This window comes from Brevibacterium sediminis, assembly GCF_024895295.1.
Lineage (GTDB): Bacteria > Actinomycetota > Actinomycetes > Actinomycetales > Brevibacteriaceae > Brevibacterium > Brevibacterium sediminis.
In genome coordinates, this window is record NZ_JAHQRN010000011.1 from 17,470 (window position 1) to 34,809 (window position 17,340).

Below are 17,340 nucleotides of genomic sequence, written 5' to 3' on the forward strand. Positions count from 1 at the left end.
TGGTCTGCGCCTGTGGATGGACCGCACGGGTCCACAGCGCTCTGGTGGGCGAGTCGCATCCGTCATCCCCACGAGAATCCGGGCCGAATTGCCTCACACGCCTTACTGGCATACAAGTGAGGGGTGGCGAAGCGACGGATATACACAGTTCCTGGTTCTCAAGTGGTCGACATCTCGACGGGTGAAGCCCGGCTGGAGAAGCTCGACGGTGAGGCCGATTCCTATGTGCTCCACGTCAATGGGGTCCCTTCTTCGTCGATCACGCTCAGCGATCCGCAGCGACTGGACTTCGAGTACCTGGACTGGATGCGACGCATCATCGACGTTCAACTCCCTGACCGGACGCTGCGGGCCGCACACATCGGTGCTGCCGGCTGTGCTCTGGCCCGGGCGCTGAACTCGGCACGACCGGGATCGAAGCAGACGGCGATCGACATCGATGCCAAGCTGCTCGACTTCGCTCGCGACTGGTTCGACCTGCCCCGCTCCCCCGCCCTGGCGCTGCGCGCCGGCGACGGAGCGGTGGAGATCGGCAAGTTCCGGCCCGAGACCCTCGACGTCCTCGTCCGCGACGCCTTCGACCACGACTCGGTTCCCGCGTCTCTGCAAACTTCGGAGTTCTTCGCCTCCTGCGCCGAGGCGGTCAAGGGCTCCGGCATCTATGTCGCCAATGTGCCTGACTCAGGTGACCACCGCGTCCTCCGGTCCGAACTCCGCAGCCTCGGCGAGCACTTCGCCCATCTTGCCGCAGCCACGGAACCGGCGATCCTCAAGGGACGTCGACGCGGAAACGTCGTCGTCCTCGCCTCCAATACTCCCCTCGACACGGGTGGGCTCGACCGCAGTCTGCGCACCGCCGCCTCCTCAGCGACCTTCCTGGCGGGAGCAGAACTGCGCTCCAGGTTGGGCCTCTGATCTTCACGAGATCGGGACTCTGACCTTCACGTCGGCACCGGCCGCCTCTCGGGTCCCACGCTCCTGCACTTTCCGACCCAGCTGGCTCTTCTCCCCTCGCCCTGCTGACCCGGCTGGCTTTGCCTACCCCCGGCAGACAGGGAATGTGAGGTACGCCCCGGTCCGAAATGACGATGCGACTACAGACACCGGGGAAAGTTCGGCATAATTGAATGCCGACCCAAGAAGGTGAGATGACCGAAACTTCAGAAATTCGTGTCGAGCAGACCAAGCTCGACGAGCTCTATGCCCGCCTCGATGAGCTCCGGGAGGAGACGACGGCCCGCCTGGGCACGGTGAGGGTCTCCGAGGTCGGAGGCAACCACCAGCACCGCACCGAACGCGATGCCTTCGCGACGATGTACGAAGATCAGCTCATCCGTCTCGACGGCGCCGAGGAGGGGCTGTGCTTCGGTCGCCTCGACATCATCGACGAAGACGACCCCACCTACATCGGTCGCATCGGACTCACCGACGAACAGCGTCAGCAGATCCTCATCGACTGGAGGGCACCGGCTGCCGAGCGCTTCTATCAGTCGACGGCCGCCAACCCCGACGGGATCGCCCGCCGACGTCACCTCGTCACCGCGAACCGGAAGGTCACCGGCATCGAAGACGATGTGCTCGACATCGACGCACTCGATGACGCTCAGCGGTCGAATCTCCAGGGCGAAGGCGCACTCCTCGCCGCCCTCAGCACTCATCGCACCGGACGGATGGGCGATATCGTCGCAACCATCCAGGCCGAGCAGGATGCGATCATCCGCCGTCCGCTCTCCGGCGTGCTCGTCGTCCAGGGAGGGCCGGGAACCGGCAAGACCGCCGTCGCGCTCCACCGTGCCGCTTTCCTGCTCTACCGTCACCGTGAGCGCATCGCGAAGTCCGGTGTCCTCCTCGTCGGCCCGTCGACGGTGTTCCTCAAGTACATCGAGAAGGTTCTGCCCAGCCTCGGCGAAACCGGGGCCGTTCTGCTCACTCCCGGTCAGCTGTACCCGGGCCTCGATACGGATGCCGCAGATGCACCGGCTGTCGCCGAGATCAAGGGCCGCTCCGTCATGGCTCGGGTGCTGAAGAACCATGTTGCGAACTATCAGCGCATTCCCGATCACGATGTCGAGATGCGGGTGCGTTCGCACACGATCGTGCTGCGTCGTAAGGACGTTCAGTCCGCGCGCGATCGGGCTCGTCGCAGCGGGGACCCGCACAATGCCGCCCGCACCGGTTTCGTCACCGGTCTGCTGAAGATCCTCGCCGAGGATCTCGCCCGTGAGATGGGGATGGATGCGGCCGGCGAACGGCTGCCCGAGCTGCTCGAAGACCTGCGCTCCTCCGTCGACGTCCGACGCGCCCTCAACCTCGCATGGTTCCCCATCGGCCCGGCCGCCGCGCTGCGGTCTCTGCTGGGCAGGCCGCACAAACTGCAGGCCGCTGCCCGCAAGGTCCTCACTCCTGCCGAGCAGTCGATTCTGCTCGAGCAGCGTCGGGATGAGTTCACGGTCGATGATGTGCCGCTGCTCGACGAGTTGGCCGAGCTTCTCGGTTCCGCCCCGCAGCAGACGCAGGCGCGAGATGACTCGGCACGCGAATACGCCGAAGCCGTCGTCGACATGACCGAGACCGGCGGGATGGTCTCCGCCGAGACCCTCGCTGCCCGCTGGGAGGAACAGGGACCGACGATGACGCTGGCCGAACGCGCTCTCGAGGACCGCGAGTGGACGTACGGCCACCTCGTCGTCGATGAGGCGCAGGAGCTCTCTCCCATGCAGTGGCGGGTGCTCTTCCGTCGCGTGCCGTCGAAGTCGGCCACGGTCGTCGGTGACCTCGCCCAGTCCTCGCAGGTCGACAACGCCCGCACCTGGTCATCGATCCTGAGCGAATTCGTCGGAGATCGTTTCGCCCTCCAGGTGCTCACGGTCTCCTACCGCACCCCGCAGTCGGTGATGGATCTGGCCAACCGCTACCTGCACCGGCATTTCCCGCAGCTCGAGCTCGTCGAATCGGTGCGCCAGGGAGGATCGAATCCGCGCCTGGATACCTTCGCCGACGAATCGGAGATGCTGGGCGCCCTCCCCGAGGCGGTCGCGGCCGAGGTGTCCGCCGCCGAAGGTGGGAAGATCGCCGTCATCGCTGATGGGGAACTCATCGAGCCCATCGCCGAGGCGATCGCGGACTTCGATTTCGGGCGGTCGGTCACGGGCTTGGATCATCAGATCGCCCTCATCACCCCGCAGCAGGCCAAAGGCCTCGAGTTCGATGCGGTGATCATCGTCGAACCCGGCCGCATCGCTCCGCTCGGCGGCGAAGAGGGCGTCGGCGGCCTCTATGTGGCGCTGACCCGCACGACTGAACGTCTGCGTGTCCTGGCATCGGCATCGACGGAACTCACCGAGCTCTTCTCCGCCGAAACGATCCGCCAAGCCGGCTGACCCAAACCCCTTATTACTACCTGACGGCGGCCCAGCAACCTCGCGCGAGGTTGCTGGGCCGCCGTCAGGTAGTAATTGAGGGGTGAATGTGAAAGGCCGCTTGGGTTCGGCTTCCCCTCCGAACCGCAAGCGGCCGCGCGCCGTAGCGCGCACGTTCAATACTACACAACTATTTCTGTACCGCGGTACTCGAAACGAAGATTTCTGACAGAAATCTCAGCAGTCTCAGGATCCGGTCGGCCGGGTCCCCGAGCAGCTCAGTCGGCGAAGTCGTCGGGGGTGGGTTCCCGAGTCTGACCGGACTGCAGCAGCGCATCGGCGCGCAGCGAATCGATCGCTGCCTCGAAGTCCTCGAGCGAGTCGAATCCCTGGTAGACGCTGGCGAATCGCAGGTAGGCGACCTGGTCGAGTTCGCGCAGCGGTTCGAGGATCGACAGTCCCACCTCGTCGGCGTCGATCTCGGCGATTCCGCGCGACCGGATATTCTCCTCCACCCGCTGAGCGAGCTTCGCGAGATCATCGTCGCTGACCGGACGTCCCTGGCAGGCCTTGCGCACACCCGACATGATCTTCTGACGGGAGAATTCCTCGGTGACTCCGGAGCGTTTGATCACCGACAGGCTCGTGGCCTCCATCGTGGTGAAGCGGCGACCGCAATGACGGCACTGCCGGCGCCGTCGGATCGCAGCGCCGTCTTCGCTGGTCCTCGAATCGACGACCCGAGAATCGGACTCACGGCAGAACGGACAGCGCATCTCTACTCCTCGAACCTGATGTCGACAGCCCGGCCGTGGGCCGGCAGCTGTTCGCCGTCGGCGAGAACACCGATGTGCTCTGCCACCGCGGACAGTGCCTGTCGGTCATAGTCGATGACCTGGCTGACCTTGATGAATGAGTGCACACCCAACCCGGAGCCGTGCGCGGCGGTGCCCATCGTGGGCAGCACGTGGTTCGACCCGGCACAGTAGTCACCGAGTGACACCGGGGCCCAATCGCCGAGGAAGACCGCGCCCCCGTTCGTGATTCGTGCCCCGACCGCTTCCGCATCGACCGTGTGGACCTCGACGTGCTCACCGGCATAGCCGTTGACGACGGTGATCCCGGCGTCGAGGTCGTCGACGAGGACGATCGCCGACTGCCTTCCGGCCAGAGCCGTCCCGATCCGTTCGGTGTGCATGGCCTCCGGCACCTGCACGTCCAACTCCTTCTGCACCGCTTCGGCGAGATCGACGGAGTCGGTGACCAGCACCGAGGCGGCCAGTTCGTCGTGTTCGGCCTGACTGATGAGGTCGGCGGCGACGAAGCGCGGATCCGCCTGTTCGTCGGCGAGGATGATGATCTCTGTAGGGCCGGCGACCGCGTCGATGCCGACCCGGGAGCGGACGAGCGACTTCGCCGCAGCCACATAGGCGTTTCCAGGACCGGTGATGAGGTCGACCGGCTCGAGGTCCTCATCGTCGTCGAAGCCATAGGCCAGAGCACCGATCGCCTGTGCCCCACCCATCGCCCAGACCTCGTCCACGCCGAGGATGTGTGCGGTGGCGAGCACGATCGGGTGCGGCAGACCATTGCTCTGCGGTGGGCTGGCGATCGCCAACGAGCGTGCACCGGCCGTCTGTGCTGGCACGACGTTCATGATCACAGTCGACGGGTAGACGGCCAGTCCGCCGGGCACATAGAGTCCGACCCGTTCGACCGGCAGGTGACGGGTGGTGACGAAGGCACCGGAGGCCAGTTCGGTGCGGACATCGACGGGGCGCTGATCGGCGGCGACCTTCCGGGCGCGGGCGATCGATTCGTCGAGCGCGGCCCTGACTGCGGGATCGAGTTCTGCCGCTGCTTCGGCCAGCGCGGATTCCGGTACCCGCAGCATTTCGGGGCGCACTCCGTCGAAGCGTTCGGTGAAGTCCTTCACCGCGGCCGCTCCCCCACCGGCGACGGTGTCAAGGAGTTCAGCCACCCGTCGTTCGATATCGGCATGGGTCTCGGCGGCCCGAGGCAGTTTCTGCGCCAGGAATCGCTTGTTGAGGGTCTCACCACGGAAGTCCAGAATGTTCACCCGCACCATTCTAGTCTCCACAGCAGCACCGCTCTCCTCCCGCCCGAAGTGCGGACGAGGGCGGGCTCGGCGCTCGCGCCTCAGACGCTCAGGCAGCGGGATCCCAGCAGCGCTTTGAGGTCTCCGTAGAGGCTCGGGTTCGGGTCGACTCGGATCGACCTGTCGAGGCGCATCACCGTCTGCCGTCCCGGCTGGGACAGAGTGATGTGGACATCGGTCTGGCCCTTGTTTGATTCGAGGATCTGCTTGAGTTTCGTCGCCATCTCCTCTGTCGCCTTCTCCATCGGCATGACGAGGTTGAGCGGCCGATCGTTGGGGTCGGTGACATCGGGAATCGTCATCGACATCGCCATCAGCGAGGTCGGACGGTCATCGGAGGTGCGGATGCGTCCGGTCAGGGAGATCACGAGGTCGGTCGCGAGAAGGCTCGCCACGGGCTCGTAGGTGTCGCCGAAGAACATCACTTCGATCTCGGCTTCGAGGTCCTCCAAGGACACGATCGCATAGGGACGCCCGGAGTTCTTCGACACCTTGCGGGTGACCTGCGTGATCATTCCGCAGACCTTGATCTGGGATCCGTCATGACGGTGTGATTCAGGGTCGACCACCTCGGCGATGGAGGCATCTGATTCAGCGGCCAGCACGCCTTCGAGCCCGTTGAGCGGGTGGTCGGAGACGTAGAGGCCGATCATGTCGCGCTCGAAGGACAGCTTCTCCTTCTTCTCCCACTCCGGACGGTCGGGAATGGTCACGGAGAAGCCCGGTGAGTCGTCTCCCCCGCCGAGACCGGCGAAGAGGTCGAACTGACCGTTGGCTTCCTGCCTCTTGACGCCGATGACCGAGTCGACGGCCTCCTCGTGGACTTCGACGAGTGAGCGGCGGCTGTGGCCGAGCGAGTCGAAGCCGCCGGCCTTGATGAGCGATTCGATCGTGCGCTTGTTGCACACATGGCTGGGCACCTTGTCGAGGAAGTCCGTGAACGAGGAGTAGGAACCCTTCTCTCCACGGGCCTCGACGATGCCCTCGACGACGTGGGCGCCGACGTTGCGCACCGCTCCCATTCCGAAGCGGATGTCCGTACCGACAGGGGTGAAGTGGAGAGCGGATTCGTTGACGTCCGGAGGCAGCACGGTGATGCCGAGGCGACGACACTCGTTGAGATAGATCGCGAGCTTGTCCTTGTTGTCACCGACCGAGGTCAGCAGGGCCGCCATGTATTCGGCCGTGTAATGCGCCTTGAGATAGGCGGTCCAGTAGGACACGACGCCGTAGGCGGCCGAGTGCGCCTTGTTGAACGCGTAGTCCGAGAACGGCAGCAGGATGTCCCACAGGGCTTGAGCGGCGGCTTCGGAGAAGCCGCGTTCCTTCATTCCGCCGAAGAATCCGACCTGCTGCTTGTCGAGCTCGGACTTCTTCTTCTTGCCCATCGCGCGGCGGAGGATATCGGCCTGGCCCAGCGAATAGCCGGCGACCTTCTGCGCGATCGCCATCACCTGCTCCTGGTAGATGATGAGACCGTAGGTGGTGTCGAGGATCTCCTTGAGCGGCTCCTCGAGCTCCGGGTGGATCGGGGTGACCTCCTGCAGACCGTTCTTGCGCAGGGCATAGTTCGTATGCGAATCCGCGCCCATCGGACCGGGGCGGTAGAGCGCCAGGGTCGCGGAGATATCCTCGAAGTTATCCGGCTTCATCATCCGCAGCAGGGCACGCAGACCGCCGCCGTCGAGCTGGAACACGCCGAGGGTGTCGCCGCGGGTCAGCAGCTCGTACGCCGCCGGGTCGTCGAGGGCGAGGTGCTCGAGGTCGAGATCGAAATCCCGGTTGGCTTTGATGTTCTCCACCGCATCGGAGATGATCGTGAGGTTCCGCAGCCCCAGGAAGTCCATCTTGATGAGCCCGAGGCCCTCAGATGTCGGGTAGTCGAACTGGGTGATGACCTGACCGTCCTGGAACCGACGCATGATCGGGATGACGTCGATGATCGGGTCCGAGGACATGATGACACCGGCGGCGTGGACGCCCCACTGACGCTTCAGCCCTTCCAGGCCCTTCGCGGTCTCGAAGGTCTCTCGGGCCTCCGGATCGGTGTCGACGAGTTCGCGGAACTCCCCGGCTTCCTTGTACCGCTTGGACTCCGGGTCCTCGATGTCCTTGAGCGGGATGTCCTTGGCCATCTCCGCCGGCGGCAGCGCCTTCGTCAGCCGCTCACCCATCGAGAAGGGTTTGCCGAGCACCCGCGCAGAGTCCTTCAGCGCCATCTTCGTCTTGATCGTGCCGTAGGTGACGATCATCGCCACACGCTCATCGCCGTACTTCTCGGTCACATAGTCGATGACCTCGCTGCGGCGACGATCATCGAAGTCGACGTCGAAGTCGGGCATGGACACACGGTCCGGGTTGAGGAAGCGCTCGAAGAACAGTCCGTGCTGCAGCGGATCGAGGTCGGTGATGCGCATAGCGTAGGCGACCATGGAGCCGGCTCCCGAACCACGGCCGGGTCCGACGCGGATGCCGTTGTCCTTCGACCAGTTGATGAAGTCGGCGACGACGAGGAAGTAGCCGGGGAAGCCCATCGAGATGATGATGTCGAGTTCGTAGTCGGCCTGCCGGCGGACGTCGTCGGGTACGCCGTTCGGGTACCGGTAGTCGAGACCCTTCGCGACTTCCTTGATCAGCCACGAGGTCTCGTCCTCACCGGGAGGGCACGGGAACTTCGGCATGTAGTTCGCCGAGGTGTCGAAGGAGACTTCGCACTTCTCGGCGATCTCGAGGGTGTTGTCGCAGGCTTCGGGAAATTCCTTGAACAGGGACCGCATCTCTGCGGGGGTCTTGAGGTAGTAGCCGGAACCGGAGAAGGCGAATCGCGAACCGCCCTGATCGTAGGTGGGTTCGAGGAGCTTGGAGCCGGACTGGATGGCCAACAGCGCCTCGTGCGCCTTCGCATCCGATTCGTGCGTGTAGTGGAGGTCGTTGGTGGCGACCAGCGGAATGTCGAGTTCCTTCGACAGCCGGATGAGGTCCTTCGTCACTCGCTTCTCGATGGACAGACCGTGGTCCATGAGTTCGACGTAGTAGTTGTCCTTGCCGAAGATCTCACGGTATTTCCCGGCGGCCGCCTTGGCCTCTTCGTACTGTCCCAGGCGCAGCCGCACCTGCACCTCTCCCGACGGGCAGCCGGTGGTGGCGAGGAGTCCGTCGGAGTAGCTCTCGAGCAGGTCCTGGTCCAGTCGAGGCCATTTCGCCGTCACCGAGTCCAGTGAGGCATACGACGATGCCTTGAACAGGTTGCGCATGCCTGTGTTGTTCCGAGACAACAGGGTCATGTGGGTGTAGAGACCGCCACCGGAGAGGTCGTCGCTCTTCTGCGATTCGTCGGTGCGCCACTTCACGCGGGTCTTGTCCCGACGGTCCGTGCCGGGGGTGACATAGGCCTCGACGCCGATGATGGGTTTGATTCCGGCGGCTGTCGCCTGCGACCAGAAGTCGAAGGCGCCGAACAGGTATCCGTGATCGGTCGTGGCGATAGCGGACATTCCCGATGCCTTCGTCGCCGCCATCAGATCGGCGAGGCGGGCCGCACCGTCCAACATGGAGTATTCGGTATGGACGTGGAGGTGGACGAAGTCCTCGTTCGGCACTGGGCGCCGCCTTCCTGAAGTTGCCGGTGTTGCCGTTCCAGCTTAGTCCATCGGCACCCGTGGAGCGGGTTCCCGCGACTGTTGTTCCGGGCACTTCACGACGAGGTTCCGGTTTGTGCGGGTCCCGTCGGCGCGTCGCTCAGCAGTCAGTCTCCGACACAGTCCGGCAAGCGGCAGCGCGTGGCCGCGGCGTCAGTGCGGCCGGATGCGGTCGAGCGCGGTCTGCAGGTCCTCGGGGTAGCCGCTTTCGAATTCGACCCACTTCTGCGTGTCGGGGTGGTGGAAGCCGAGTTTGACGGCATGCAGCCATTGGCGTTCCAGACCGAGTTCCTTCGCCAGCACCGGATCGGCACCGTAGGGCAGGTCGCCGACGCAGGGGTGTTTGGTGGCGGAGAAGTGGACGCGGATCTGGTGGGTGCGTCCGGTCTCCAGATGGACCTCGACGAGTGCGGCGCGGCGGTGGGCTTCGATCACCTCGTAGTGGGTGATCGCGTTCTTGCCTTCGGTGCGCACTGCGTAGAGTCCGTCGTGCTTGGGGTGTCGGGCGATCGGGGCATCGATGGTGCCGAGCACTGGATCGGGCAGTCCCTGCACGACCGCATGGTAGGTCTTTTCCACCGTGCGTTCCTTGAAGGCGCGTTTGAGCACGCTGTAGGCGTATTCGCTCTTCGCCACGACCATGAGACCCGAGGTTCCGACGTCCAGTCGCTGCACGATGCCCTGACGTTCGGGGGCGCCGGAAGTCGCGATGCGGAATCCAGCGGCGGCGAGCCCGCCGACGACGGTGCGTCCGGTCCAACCGAGAGCCGGGTGTGCTGCCACCCCGACGGGCTTATCGACGACGACGAATGCGTCCTCGTCGTGGACGATGCGCATTCCCGGCACTGGATCGGGCACGACCTCGAGGGGCTTCTTCGGTTCGGGCATCATGATGTCGAGCCGTTCGCCGGCGATGACGCGATCGGACTTGATGACGGGGCGCCCGGACATCTCCACTCCCCCGTCGGCGCAGATATCGGCGGCGGCGGTCCGGGAAAGGCCGAGCAGCTTCGACATCGCAGCGTCCACGCGCTGACCGTCGAGTCCCTCGGGGACCAGGATGGAGCGTTCAGTCATGAGAGTCCTCTTTCACGCGGGTGGAGTCCGATCCGTCGATGTCGATGCCTCTGAGACTGACGATGACCAAGGTCACCGCGGCAGCGGAGATCGCGATGTCCGCGACGTTGCAGATGAACAGCGACAGATCGATGAAGTCGACGACGGCTCCGTGCAGGAATGCGGGTTCGCGGAAGAGCCTGTCGACGAGGTTGCCGAAGAGTCCGCCCAAGAGCAGACCGAGACCGATTGCCCATGCTCTCGAGCCGAGTTTGCGCGAGATCACGAGGATCGCGACGAAGACGCCGATGGCGATGATCGGGAAGATCCACGTCACGCTCGAGCCGAGGCCGAGGGCGGCTCCGGGATTGCGGTAGAAGGTGAATCCGGCCAGCGATCCGATCACAGGCACCGGAGGCTGGTCTTCGAGGAGACTGACGGCGAGGAATTTGGTGAACTGATCGATCACGAGCACGACTGCCGCGATTGTGAACAGCAGGGCCATCATGGCGGCGCGAGGTCGTTTCACCCGTGAGGCAGGATCGTTCATTTGGTTCATTCTAGACCACCGCCGAGGCCGCGGGATTCACCCGCACGACGGTGCAGTGTGCGGACACGACGGAGGCCCGGGTACTCCGCGGAGTTCCCGGACCTCGGTCGGTGATGCGCTGAGATCAGAGCTTGTGGTTCGAGGAACCGCCCAGTGGGCCGTTTCCGTCGAGGGTCTCCGGAGCCAGGCTCGTGGAGTTCTCGAGGTCACGCAGCTGATCGTTGAGGTAGCTCTTGAGTCGAGTGCGGTACTGGCGCTCGAAGTTCGAGAGCTGGTCGATGGAGCGCTCGAGGGTCGACTTCTGCGATTCGAGGGTCGACAGAGTTTCGTCGCGCTTGGACTCGGCCTTGCCGACGATGTCGGCGGCTTCCTTCTCGGCGCCCTTGATGAGCTCGTCGCGTTTGCGCTCACCTTCGGCAACATGCTCGTCGTGGACGCGCTGAGCCAGAGCGATGAGACCATGAGCGTCTCCGTCGCCGCCGACCGCGGCAGCACCGAGACCGGCACCCGCAGCTCCACCGGCGGCACCGGCGGTCATCGCTGGTGCGGCGGAGTTGTCCTGCGGAGCGGGAGCGGCTTCCTTGACGACCGGGGCCGGGGTCTCTTCGACCGGTGCCGGAGCGGCAGGTGCCTCGGCCGGAGCCGGAGCCTCTTCCTTCGCTTCGGGAGCAGGAACGGCGGCGGGCATCGCCTGAGTGGCGTCGATGTCCTGTGCCGGTGCAGCGGAGGCGCCGCCGGCTTCGAGTTCCTTCACGCGCTGTTCGGCGGTGGAGAGCTTCTGACGCAGTTCGTCGTTCTCCTGGTAGAGACGGCGAATCTCAACGACGACCTCATCAAGGAAATCGTCGACTTCGTCCTGGTCGTACCCGTCGCGGAACTTCACATGCTGGAACCGCTTGTTTACTACGTCTTCAGGCGTGAGCGCCATGAGGTCACCTTCGGTCGATCTACATTCATTACGCTGCCGCCCAGAAGGACGGCTTCAACGTCACATTAGCGTAACACCTGCAGTTTTGTCCCGCAGTAATGGCGTGTCTCGCATTCAATGACGAAGTTTTCCGCGTTCGAGGCTAACAACTCGAGCACACTGACAGCCAATTCCGGTGAGCATATTCACCATTTGTCCGGTATTCGATCAATCGAAAACCCTTCATCGACCGGCACATTCTTCACGCCGTTCCCCATATCCATTCGCAGTGGTTCTTCAGCGGAGAACACTGTGATGGCGGATATCAGGCGGAGGTGTGCGAAAGGTTGAAGAACACCGACGCGATGATCTGGATGCCGATGAGCAGGACGATGAATCCCAGGTCGAGCGAGACCTGTCCCAGCCGCAGCGGCGGAATGATCTTGCGCAGCAGCTTCAGGGGCGGATCGGTGAGTGTGTACACGATCTCGGCGAGGACGAGGAGGAAGCCCGTGGGCCTCCAATCGCGGGAAAACACCTGGACCAGATCGAGCACGACTCGCGCCAGGAGCACGTAGACGTAGAGGCTCAGTGCAGTCCCGAGGATGTAGAAGATGATGGCCACGTGGGTCCCCCGCGCCTTTCGTTGTTGCTTGAGTTCTGAGGCTTCAGCCTATCGGCTCCAGCTGAGGACGAGTTGAGAGCTTCTCCGGCCCACTCAGCTCTGGTTGAAGAAGCTGGCCTGAGTATCCGAATCGGCTTCGCTCTCGCCGGCGACTTCGATGTTCTCGGGGGTGAGCAGGAAGACCTTGTTCGTCACGCGCTCGATCGACCCGTGGAGGCCGAAGATGAGACCGGCGGAGAAGTCGACGAGGCGCTTGGAGTTGTTCTCGTCCATCTCAGAGAGGTTCATGATCACAGGGGTGCCCTCACGGAAGGCGGCACCGATGACCATGGCGTCGTTGTAGCTGCGGGGGTGGATGGTCCTGATGCGGTTCATTGAGGTTCCTGGCGCCGGGGTGTCTACGGGACGGATCGGTGACGGGTGGATCGGTGTCACCGGAGCCGGAGTCCGTTCCTCGGCTGCGGCCGGTTCGTCGTACTGGTCGTCCTCGTCGAAGGTCTCGACGACCTCGCGATCCCGGCGGGCGGGTTCACGACGGTCGGTGTGCTGGGTGGTCTCGTCCTCTTCTTCGACGAAACCCAGGTATTCCAGCGTCTTCTTGATTGCTGACATGTCTAAAGCTCCTCGGACTTCGGCACTTGCTCACCTGTCGCCCAAACTATCGCACGCGAGCATCTGGGCCGGTGAGTCCTATGGGTGTGTCGCGGTGTTTTCTTCCTGCAGCCAGATGATTCCTGCGAAACGGCCCGTGCGCTTCTGCCTGCGGTAGGAGAAGAGGTCCTCGGATTCCTTCGTGCAGGTGCGCGAGAAATGATCGATGGTCACATCGTTCCGGCGCAGCTGTTCGGCCACGGCCCCGGCGACGTCGAGTGCCGGTGTTCCGGTCACCGACACCGAGGCGGCTGTCGGCTCGATCGCCGCGACCTCGCTCCTCAGCGCGGCTGGGACTTCGTAGCAGCGCGGACACACCGAGGGACCGATGACCGCGTGGATGTCCCGTGCACCGGCGTCGTGCATCGCGGCCACTGTTCTGCCGACGATTCCTGCGGCCATTCCCGGGCGGCCCGCGTGGACGGCGGCGATGACACCGGCGTCGGCATCGGCGAGCATGACAGGGGTGCAGTCGGCGACCATGATCGCCAATCCGAGTCCCGGGACGGTCGTCAGTTGGGCGTCGGCCTCCACCGGAGTCTGCCGCAGCTGTGCTTCGTCGCCGATGATGTGCACATCGGTGCCGTGGACCTGGGAGACGAATGAGAGCCGCTCGCCGCTCAGGCCGATGACCTGAGCGAGAGCGGCTCGGTTGGCTGCGACGAGTTCGTCATCGTCTCCGACGTGGCGGGCGAGGTTGAACGAGGAGAAGTCCCCGCTCGAGTATCCGCCGTGCCGGTCGGTGAAGGCGATGTGGGCGGTGCGCCCGCCCGGGATGACGAACCTCGAGCGCAGCATATTACTTGAGGAAGTCCGGGATATCGAGGTCGGAGTCGAAGTTCGAGCTGCTGCGTTCGCCCGGCAGCGAAGCGGGAATCTGGTGTTCCTCGCTGCGGCGCGGCGCAGGTGCAGGCTCGTCGGCTTCGGGGGCCTCGGGCTCGGATTCGGCGATGACGGGCGACTCGGACTCGGTCTCGGCCGGAGCGGCGGCCGGAATCGGCGCGGGGAGCTGGTCGGATCCGGCGACCTCCGCGTTCGGGGAGGTGTTGTCGAATCCGGCGGCGATGACGGTCACTCGGCATTCGTCGCCGATGTTGTCATCGATGACGGCGCCGAAGATGATGTTCGCCTCGGGGTGCGCGGCCTCCTGGACCAGGCGTGCGGCCTCGTTGACCTCGAAGAGTCCGAGGTCGCCGCCGCCGGTGATGCAGAAGAGCACTCCGTGGGCGCCGTCGATGCTGGCTTCCAGCAGCGGGGACGCGATCGCGGATTCGGCCGCCTGCACGGCACGGTCGTCGCCGGTTGCCGCACCGATGCCCATGAGCGCGGTCCCGGCATCCTGCATGACCGACTTGACGTCGGCGAAGTCGAGGTTGATCAGACCCGGGACCGAGATGAGGTCGGTGATGCCCTGGACACCGGAGCGCAGCACCTCATCGGCGGAGCGGAATGCTTCGACGACGGAGACGCTGCGATCGGAGATTGAGAGCAGACGGTCGTTGGGGATGACGATGAGGGTGTCGACCTCTTCGCGCAGCGCCGCGATGCCGGCTTCCGCCTGCGCGGAACGACGGCGTCCCTCGAAGGTGAAGGGGCGGGTCACGACGCCGATGGTCAGAGCGCCGAGCGACCGGGCCACGCGGGCCACGACCGGGGCGGCACCGGTTCCCGTGCCGCCGCCTTCGCCGGCGGTGACGAAGACCATGTCCGCGCCCTCGAGAGCGTCGCGGATGGCGTCTTCGGAGGATTCGGCGGCCTTCTTGCCGATCTCCGGGTCTGCGCCGGCGCCGAGGCCTCGGGTCTGGTCGCGGCCAATCTCGAGCTTGACATCGGCGTCGGAGAGGACGAGAGCCTGGGCGTCGGTGTTGATCGCGATGAACTCCACGCCGCGCAGGCCGACGTCGATCATCCTCTGTACAGCGTTGACACCGCCGCCGCCGGTTCCGGCAACTTTGATGTCCGCTCCGGATTGTGGGAATTCAGCCAAGTCGGTTCCTCGTCTCAAGCGCTTGCGCTCCGCAGGGTCTGCGTGCGCATTCGGTCTGTGTTCTCTGCCCTGAGGCTATTGGGCGGGGCAATCTCACTGCAACCATTCTCGCCGGAGTGTCGGGGTTCGGCCAAACTTCACACCCGGTGTGTCGGAGCCAAACGGAGGCAATCGCAGCGACTGGCCCATACGGGGCAGCTCACGGAGGCCCGGGGCGGCCGCGGCGAAGTGTTCGACACCGGCTCGGACCGACGACCGGCCGGGCGGGACTCAGTCGGTCACGGGCACCGAGGGCACGGAGACATCGATCTCGGTGCGGCCCTCGGCGGCCAGCTGGGCGGCGGTGCGCACCTTGAGGCTGGAGTCCGAGGAATCGCCGAAGACGACCGTGGCCTTCTGCTTTCCGGTGTCGAGGCGTCCCTTGAGGCTCATTGCGTCCTTGGCCTCGATCGTCACCAGCTGACGCCTCAGCTCCGGTCGCAGTTCGCCCATGAAGCGAATGACCGCGGAGACGGTCTCTCTGTCCGGCTGGTGTCCTCCGCCGCTGAGCACCGTGAGCTTCTTCGGCGCCGTGTCGACCGTGCCGAGGTCGACGGCTTCGGAGTCGTAGAGGCGATAGCCGGATTCGCCTCTGATGGCGATGACGGGGGTGCGATCGGTGATCTCGATCTTCAGCGCCCTGGGACCCGCGTAGTGGACGGAAGCCGTCTCGGCTTTCGGGAATTCCTCCAGCACGGCGTCCTCGACGCGACCGGGACGCACCTGCGGAAGCGGTCGGCCGCCCTGGTCGTCGAGCACGGAATTGCTGACCTCATCGGTGTTGAGCAGTCGACTGCCGCTCACCTGCACCTTCTGCAGGGACAGCAGGGGCGAGAACCAGGCGACGGCGACGAGCGCGATGAGGGCGGCCACGATGCCGATGCCGATGAGGCGTCGACGCCAGGTCTTGAGGCGGCGGGCCCGAATGACTCCGGTGAGGTCCGCGGTGGAGTTGTCACCGGCCTGAGCCGGGGGAAGCGGCACCATGGGCGTCAGCCCTCCAACGCGCTCAGCAGCTCGGGCCCGAGGATGGTCACGTCACCGGCACCGACAGTGAGCACGAGATCGCCTGGCTTCACGCGAGCGGCGACGAAGGGGACCGCCTCGGCGAAGGACTCCAGGAAGGTCACGTTCTCGTGCGGGACACGGTCGGCGATGAGCGCGCCGGTGACTCCGGGCACGGGATCTTCGCGCGCAGGAAAGACGTCGAGGACGACGACCTCATCGGCCAGACCGAGGGCCTGTCCGAATTCCTCCCGGAATTCCATCGTCCGCGAGTACAGGTGGGGTTGGAAGACGGCCCAGACCCGTCCCCCGTCGGTGACGACCCCGCGGGCGGCGCTGAGCACCGCGCGCACCTCGGTCGGGTGATGGGCGTAGTCGTCGATGACGCGCACGCCGGCGGCGATTCCGCGTTCTTCGAAGCGGCGGCGGGTGCCTCCGTAGCCGGCGAGACCCGTGGCCGCACGTTCGACATCTGCGCCGAGGCTGTGTGCCACGGCGATGGCGGCTGTGGCGTTGAGTGCATTGTGCATCCCCGGCTGCCGCAGTTCGACTCGCAGCTCGCCGTCCCGGCCGGGCAGGTCGAGGACGAAGCTCGAGCCGATTCCGGAGTCGAGGTCACGCAGCACGATATCGGCATCCTCGGACGTGCCATAGAGGACGACGTCGGCTCCCTGGCTGCGGGAGTGCAGGGCGACGTCGTGGGAGCCGGGGTCGTCGGCGCAGGCGATGATCGTTCCACCTCGGGTCTGGATGCCGTCGCAGAACTCGATGAAGGCTTCGCGCACCTTCTCCGGGGTGCCGTAGTGATCGAGGTGGTCGGCTTCGACGTTCGTGAGGATGCCGATGGCCGGTTCGTAGAGGAGGAACGATCCGTCGGATTCGTCTGCTTCGGCGACGAAGACGTCTCCGGTGCCCAGATGGGCGTTCGTGCCCGTCGTCGACAGCACTCCCCCGATGACGAAGGACGGGTCGACTCCACAGGCCTGCAGCGCCACGGTGGTCATCGACGTGGTCGTGGTCTTCCCGTGGGTGCCCGCCACGGCCACGGCCCGCCGGTCGACCATGAGCGAAGCGAGTGCTCCGGAGCGGTGGAGGATGCGCAGTCCCCGGCGCTGTGCTTCGACGAGTTCGGGGTTGTCCTTGCGGATGGCCGATGAGATGACGAGAGTATCGGCCTCGCCGAGGTTGTCGGCCGAATGCCCGATCGTGACCGTGGCGCCCAGGGTCCGGAGAACGTCGACGACGTTGGATTCCTTCGCGTCCGAACCGGAGACGGTGACTCCGTTCATGACCATGATCCGGGCGATTCCGGACATTCCCGATCCGCCGATGCCGATGAAGTGGACGGCTCCGAGTTCGCCGACGGGAACGATGTTCGCGGGGCTCGTGTTCGCAGAGGTCATG

At 65.0% G+C, this 17,340-nt stretch carries 14 protein-coding genes; 2 read left to right on the plus strand and 12 right to left on the minus strand.

Annotated elements, in window-relative coordinates; translation table 11 throughout:
• The first annotated feature begins 162 nt into the window (after positions 1 to 162).
• Positions 163 to 915: a spermidine synthase gene (locus KTJ89_RS18260; protein ID WP_259358836.1), complete on the plus strand. Its 753-nt coding sequence runs from the start codon at positions 163 to 165 to the stop codon at positions 913 to 915.
• A gap of 233 nt (positions 916 to 1,148) precedes the next feature.
• Positions 1,149 to 3,380 carry a HelD family protein gene (locus tag KTJ89_RS18265; protein WP_259358837.1) on the plus strand — a complete coding sequence of 744 codons (2,232 nt, stop codon included), beginning with the start codon at positions 1,149 to 1,151 and terminating at the stop codon, positions 3,378 to 3,380.
• A 257-nt stretch (positions 3,381 to 3,637) separates the two neighbouring features.
• On the opposite strand, the gene nrdR is transcribed toward KTJ89_RS18265, so the two are convergent.
• The 12 genes from nrdR to murC all read right to left on the minus strand — a co-directional run bounded on the left by nrdR (position 3,638) and on the right by murC (position 17,339).
• Positions 3,638 to 4,135 carry a transcriptional regulator NrdR gene (gene nrdR, locus KTJ89_RS18270; protein WP_025777954.1) on the minus strand — a complete coding sequence of 166 codons (498 nt, stop codon included), beginning with the start codon at positions 4,133 to 4,135 and terminating at the stop codon, positions 3,638 to 3,640.
• A 2-nt stretch (positions 4,136 to 4,137) separates the two neighbouring features.
• Positions 4,138 to 5,448 (minus strand): histidinol dehydrogenase, encoded by a 1,311-nt coding sequence (hisD, locus tag KTJ89_RS18275; RefSeq protein WP_259358838.1) that lies wholly within the window; start codon positions 5,446 to 5,448, stop codon positions 4,138 to 4,140.
• Positions 5,449 to 5,519: 71 nt separating this feature from the next.
• Positions 5,520 to 9,029, minus strand: a complete 3,510-nt coding sequence (gene dnaE, locus KTJ89_RS18280) for a DNA polymerase III subunit alpha (RefSeq protein WP_374990299.1) — start codon at positions 9,027 to 9,029, stop codon at positions 5,520 to 5,522.
• 240 nt (positions 9,030 to 9,269) lie between these two features.
• Positions 9,270 to 10,193: an RluA family pseudouridine synthase gene (locus KTJ89_RS18285; protein WP_139908244.1), complete on the minus strand. Its 924-nt coding sequence runs from the start codon at positions 10,191 to 10,193 to the stop codon at positions 9,270 to 9,272.
• A complete protein-coding gene (locus KTJ89_RS18290; protein WP_139469774.1) occupies positions 10,186 to 10,722 on the minus strand; it encodes a signal peptidase II in 537 nt (178 codons plus the stop codon). The genes KTJ89_RS18285 and KTJ89_RS18290 overlap by 8 nt, the downstream gene beginning before the upstream one ends.
• A 124-nt stretch (positions 10,723 to 10,846) precedes the next feature.
• A complete protein-coding gene (locus KTJ89_RS18295; RefSeq protein ID WP_259358840.1) occupies positions 10,847 to 11,650 on the minus strand; it encodes a DivIVA domain-containing protein in 804 nt (267 codons plus the stop codon).
• A gap of 304 nt (positions 11,651 to 11,954) precedes the next feature.
• Positions 11,955 to 12,254 (minus strand): YggT family protein, encoded by a 300-nt coding sequence (locus tag KTJ89_RS18300; RefSeq protein ID WP_101546294.1) that lies wholly within the window; start codon positions 12,252 to 12,254, stop codon positions 11,955 to 11,957.
• 93 nt (positions 12,255 to 12,347) lie between these two features.
• Entirely contained in the window at positions 12,348 to 12,866 is a 519-nt protein-coding gene (locus KTJ89_RS18305; protein WP_101546293.1) for a cell division protein SepF, read from the minus strand.
• 78 nt (positions 12,867 to 12,944) lie between these two features.
• Complete coding sequence (pgeF, locus tag KTJ89_RS18310; protein ID WP_259358841.1) at positions 12,945 to 13,703, minus strand: peptidoglycan editing factor PgeF; 759 nt, start codon at positions 13,701 to 13,703, stop codon at positions 12,945 to 12,947.
• 1 nt (position 13,704) lies between these two features.
• Entirely contained in the window at positions 13,705 to 14,892 is a 1,188-nt protein-coding gene (gene ftsZ, locus KTJ89_RS18315; RefSeq protein WP_259358842.1) for a cell division protein FtsZ, read from the minus strand.
• A 270-nt stretch (positions 14,893 to 15,162) separates the two neighbouring features.
• Positions 15,163 to 15,918: a cell division protein FtsQ/DivIB gene (locus KTJ89_RS18320; protein WP_259358843.1), complete on the minus strand. Its 756-nt coding sequence runs from the start codon at positions 15,916 to 15,918 to the stop codon at positions 15,163 to 15,165.
• A gap of 5 nt (positions 15,919 to 15,923) precedes the next feature.
• Entirely contained in the window at positions 15,924 to 17,339 is a 1,416-nt protein-coding gene (gene murC, locus KTJ89_RS18325; protein WP_259358844.1) for a UDP-N-acetylmuramate--L-alanine ligase, read from the minus strand.
• Position 17,340 lies beyond the last annotated feature (1 nt).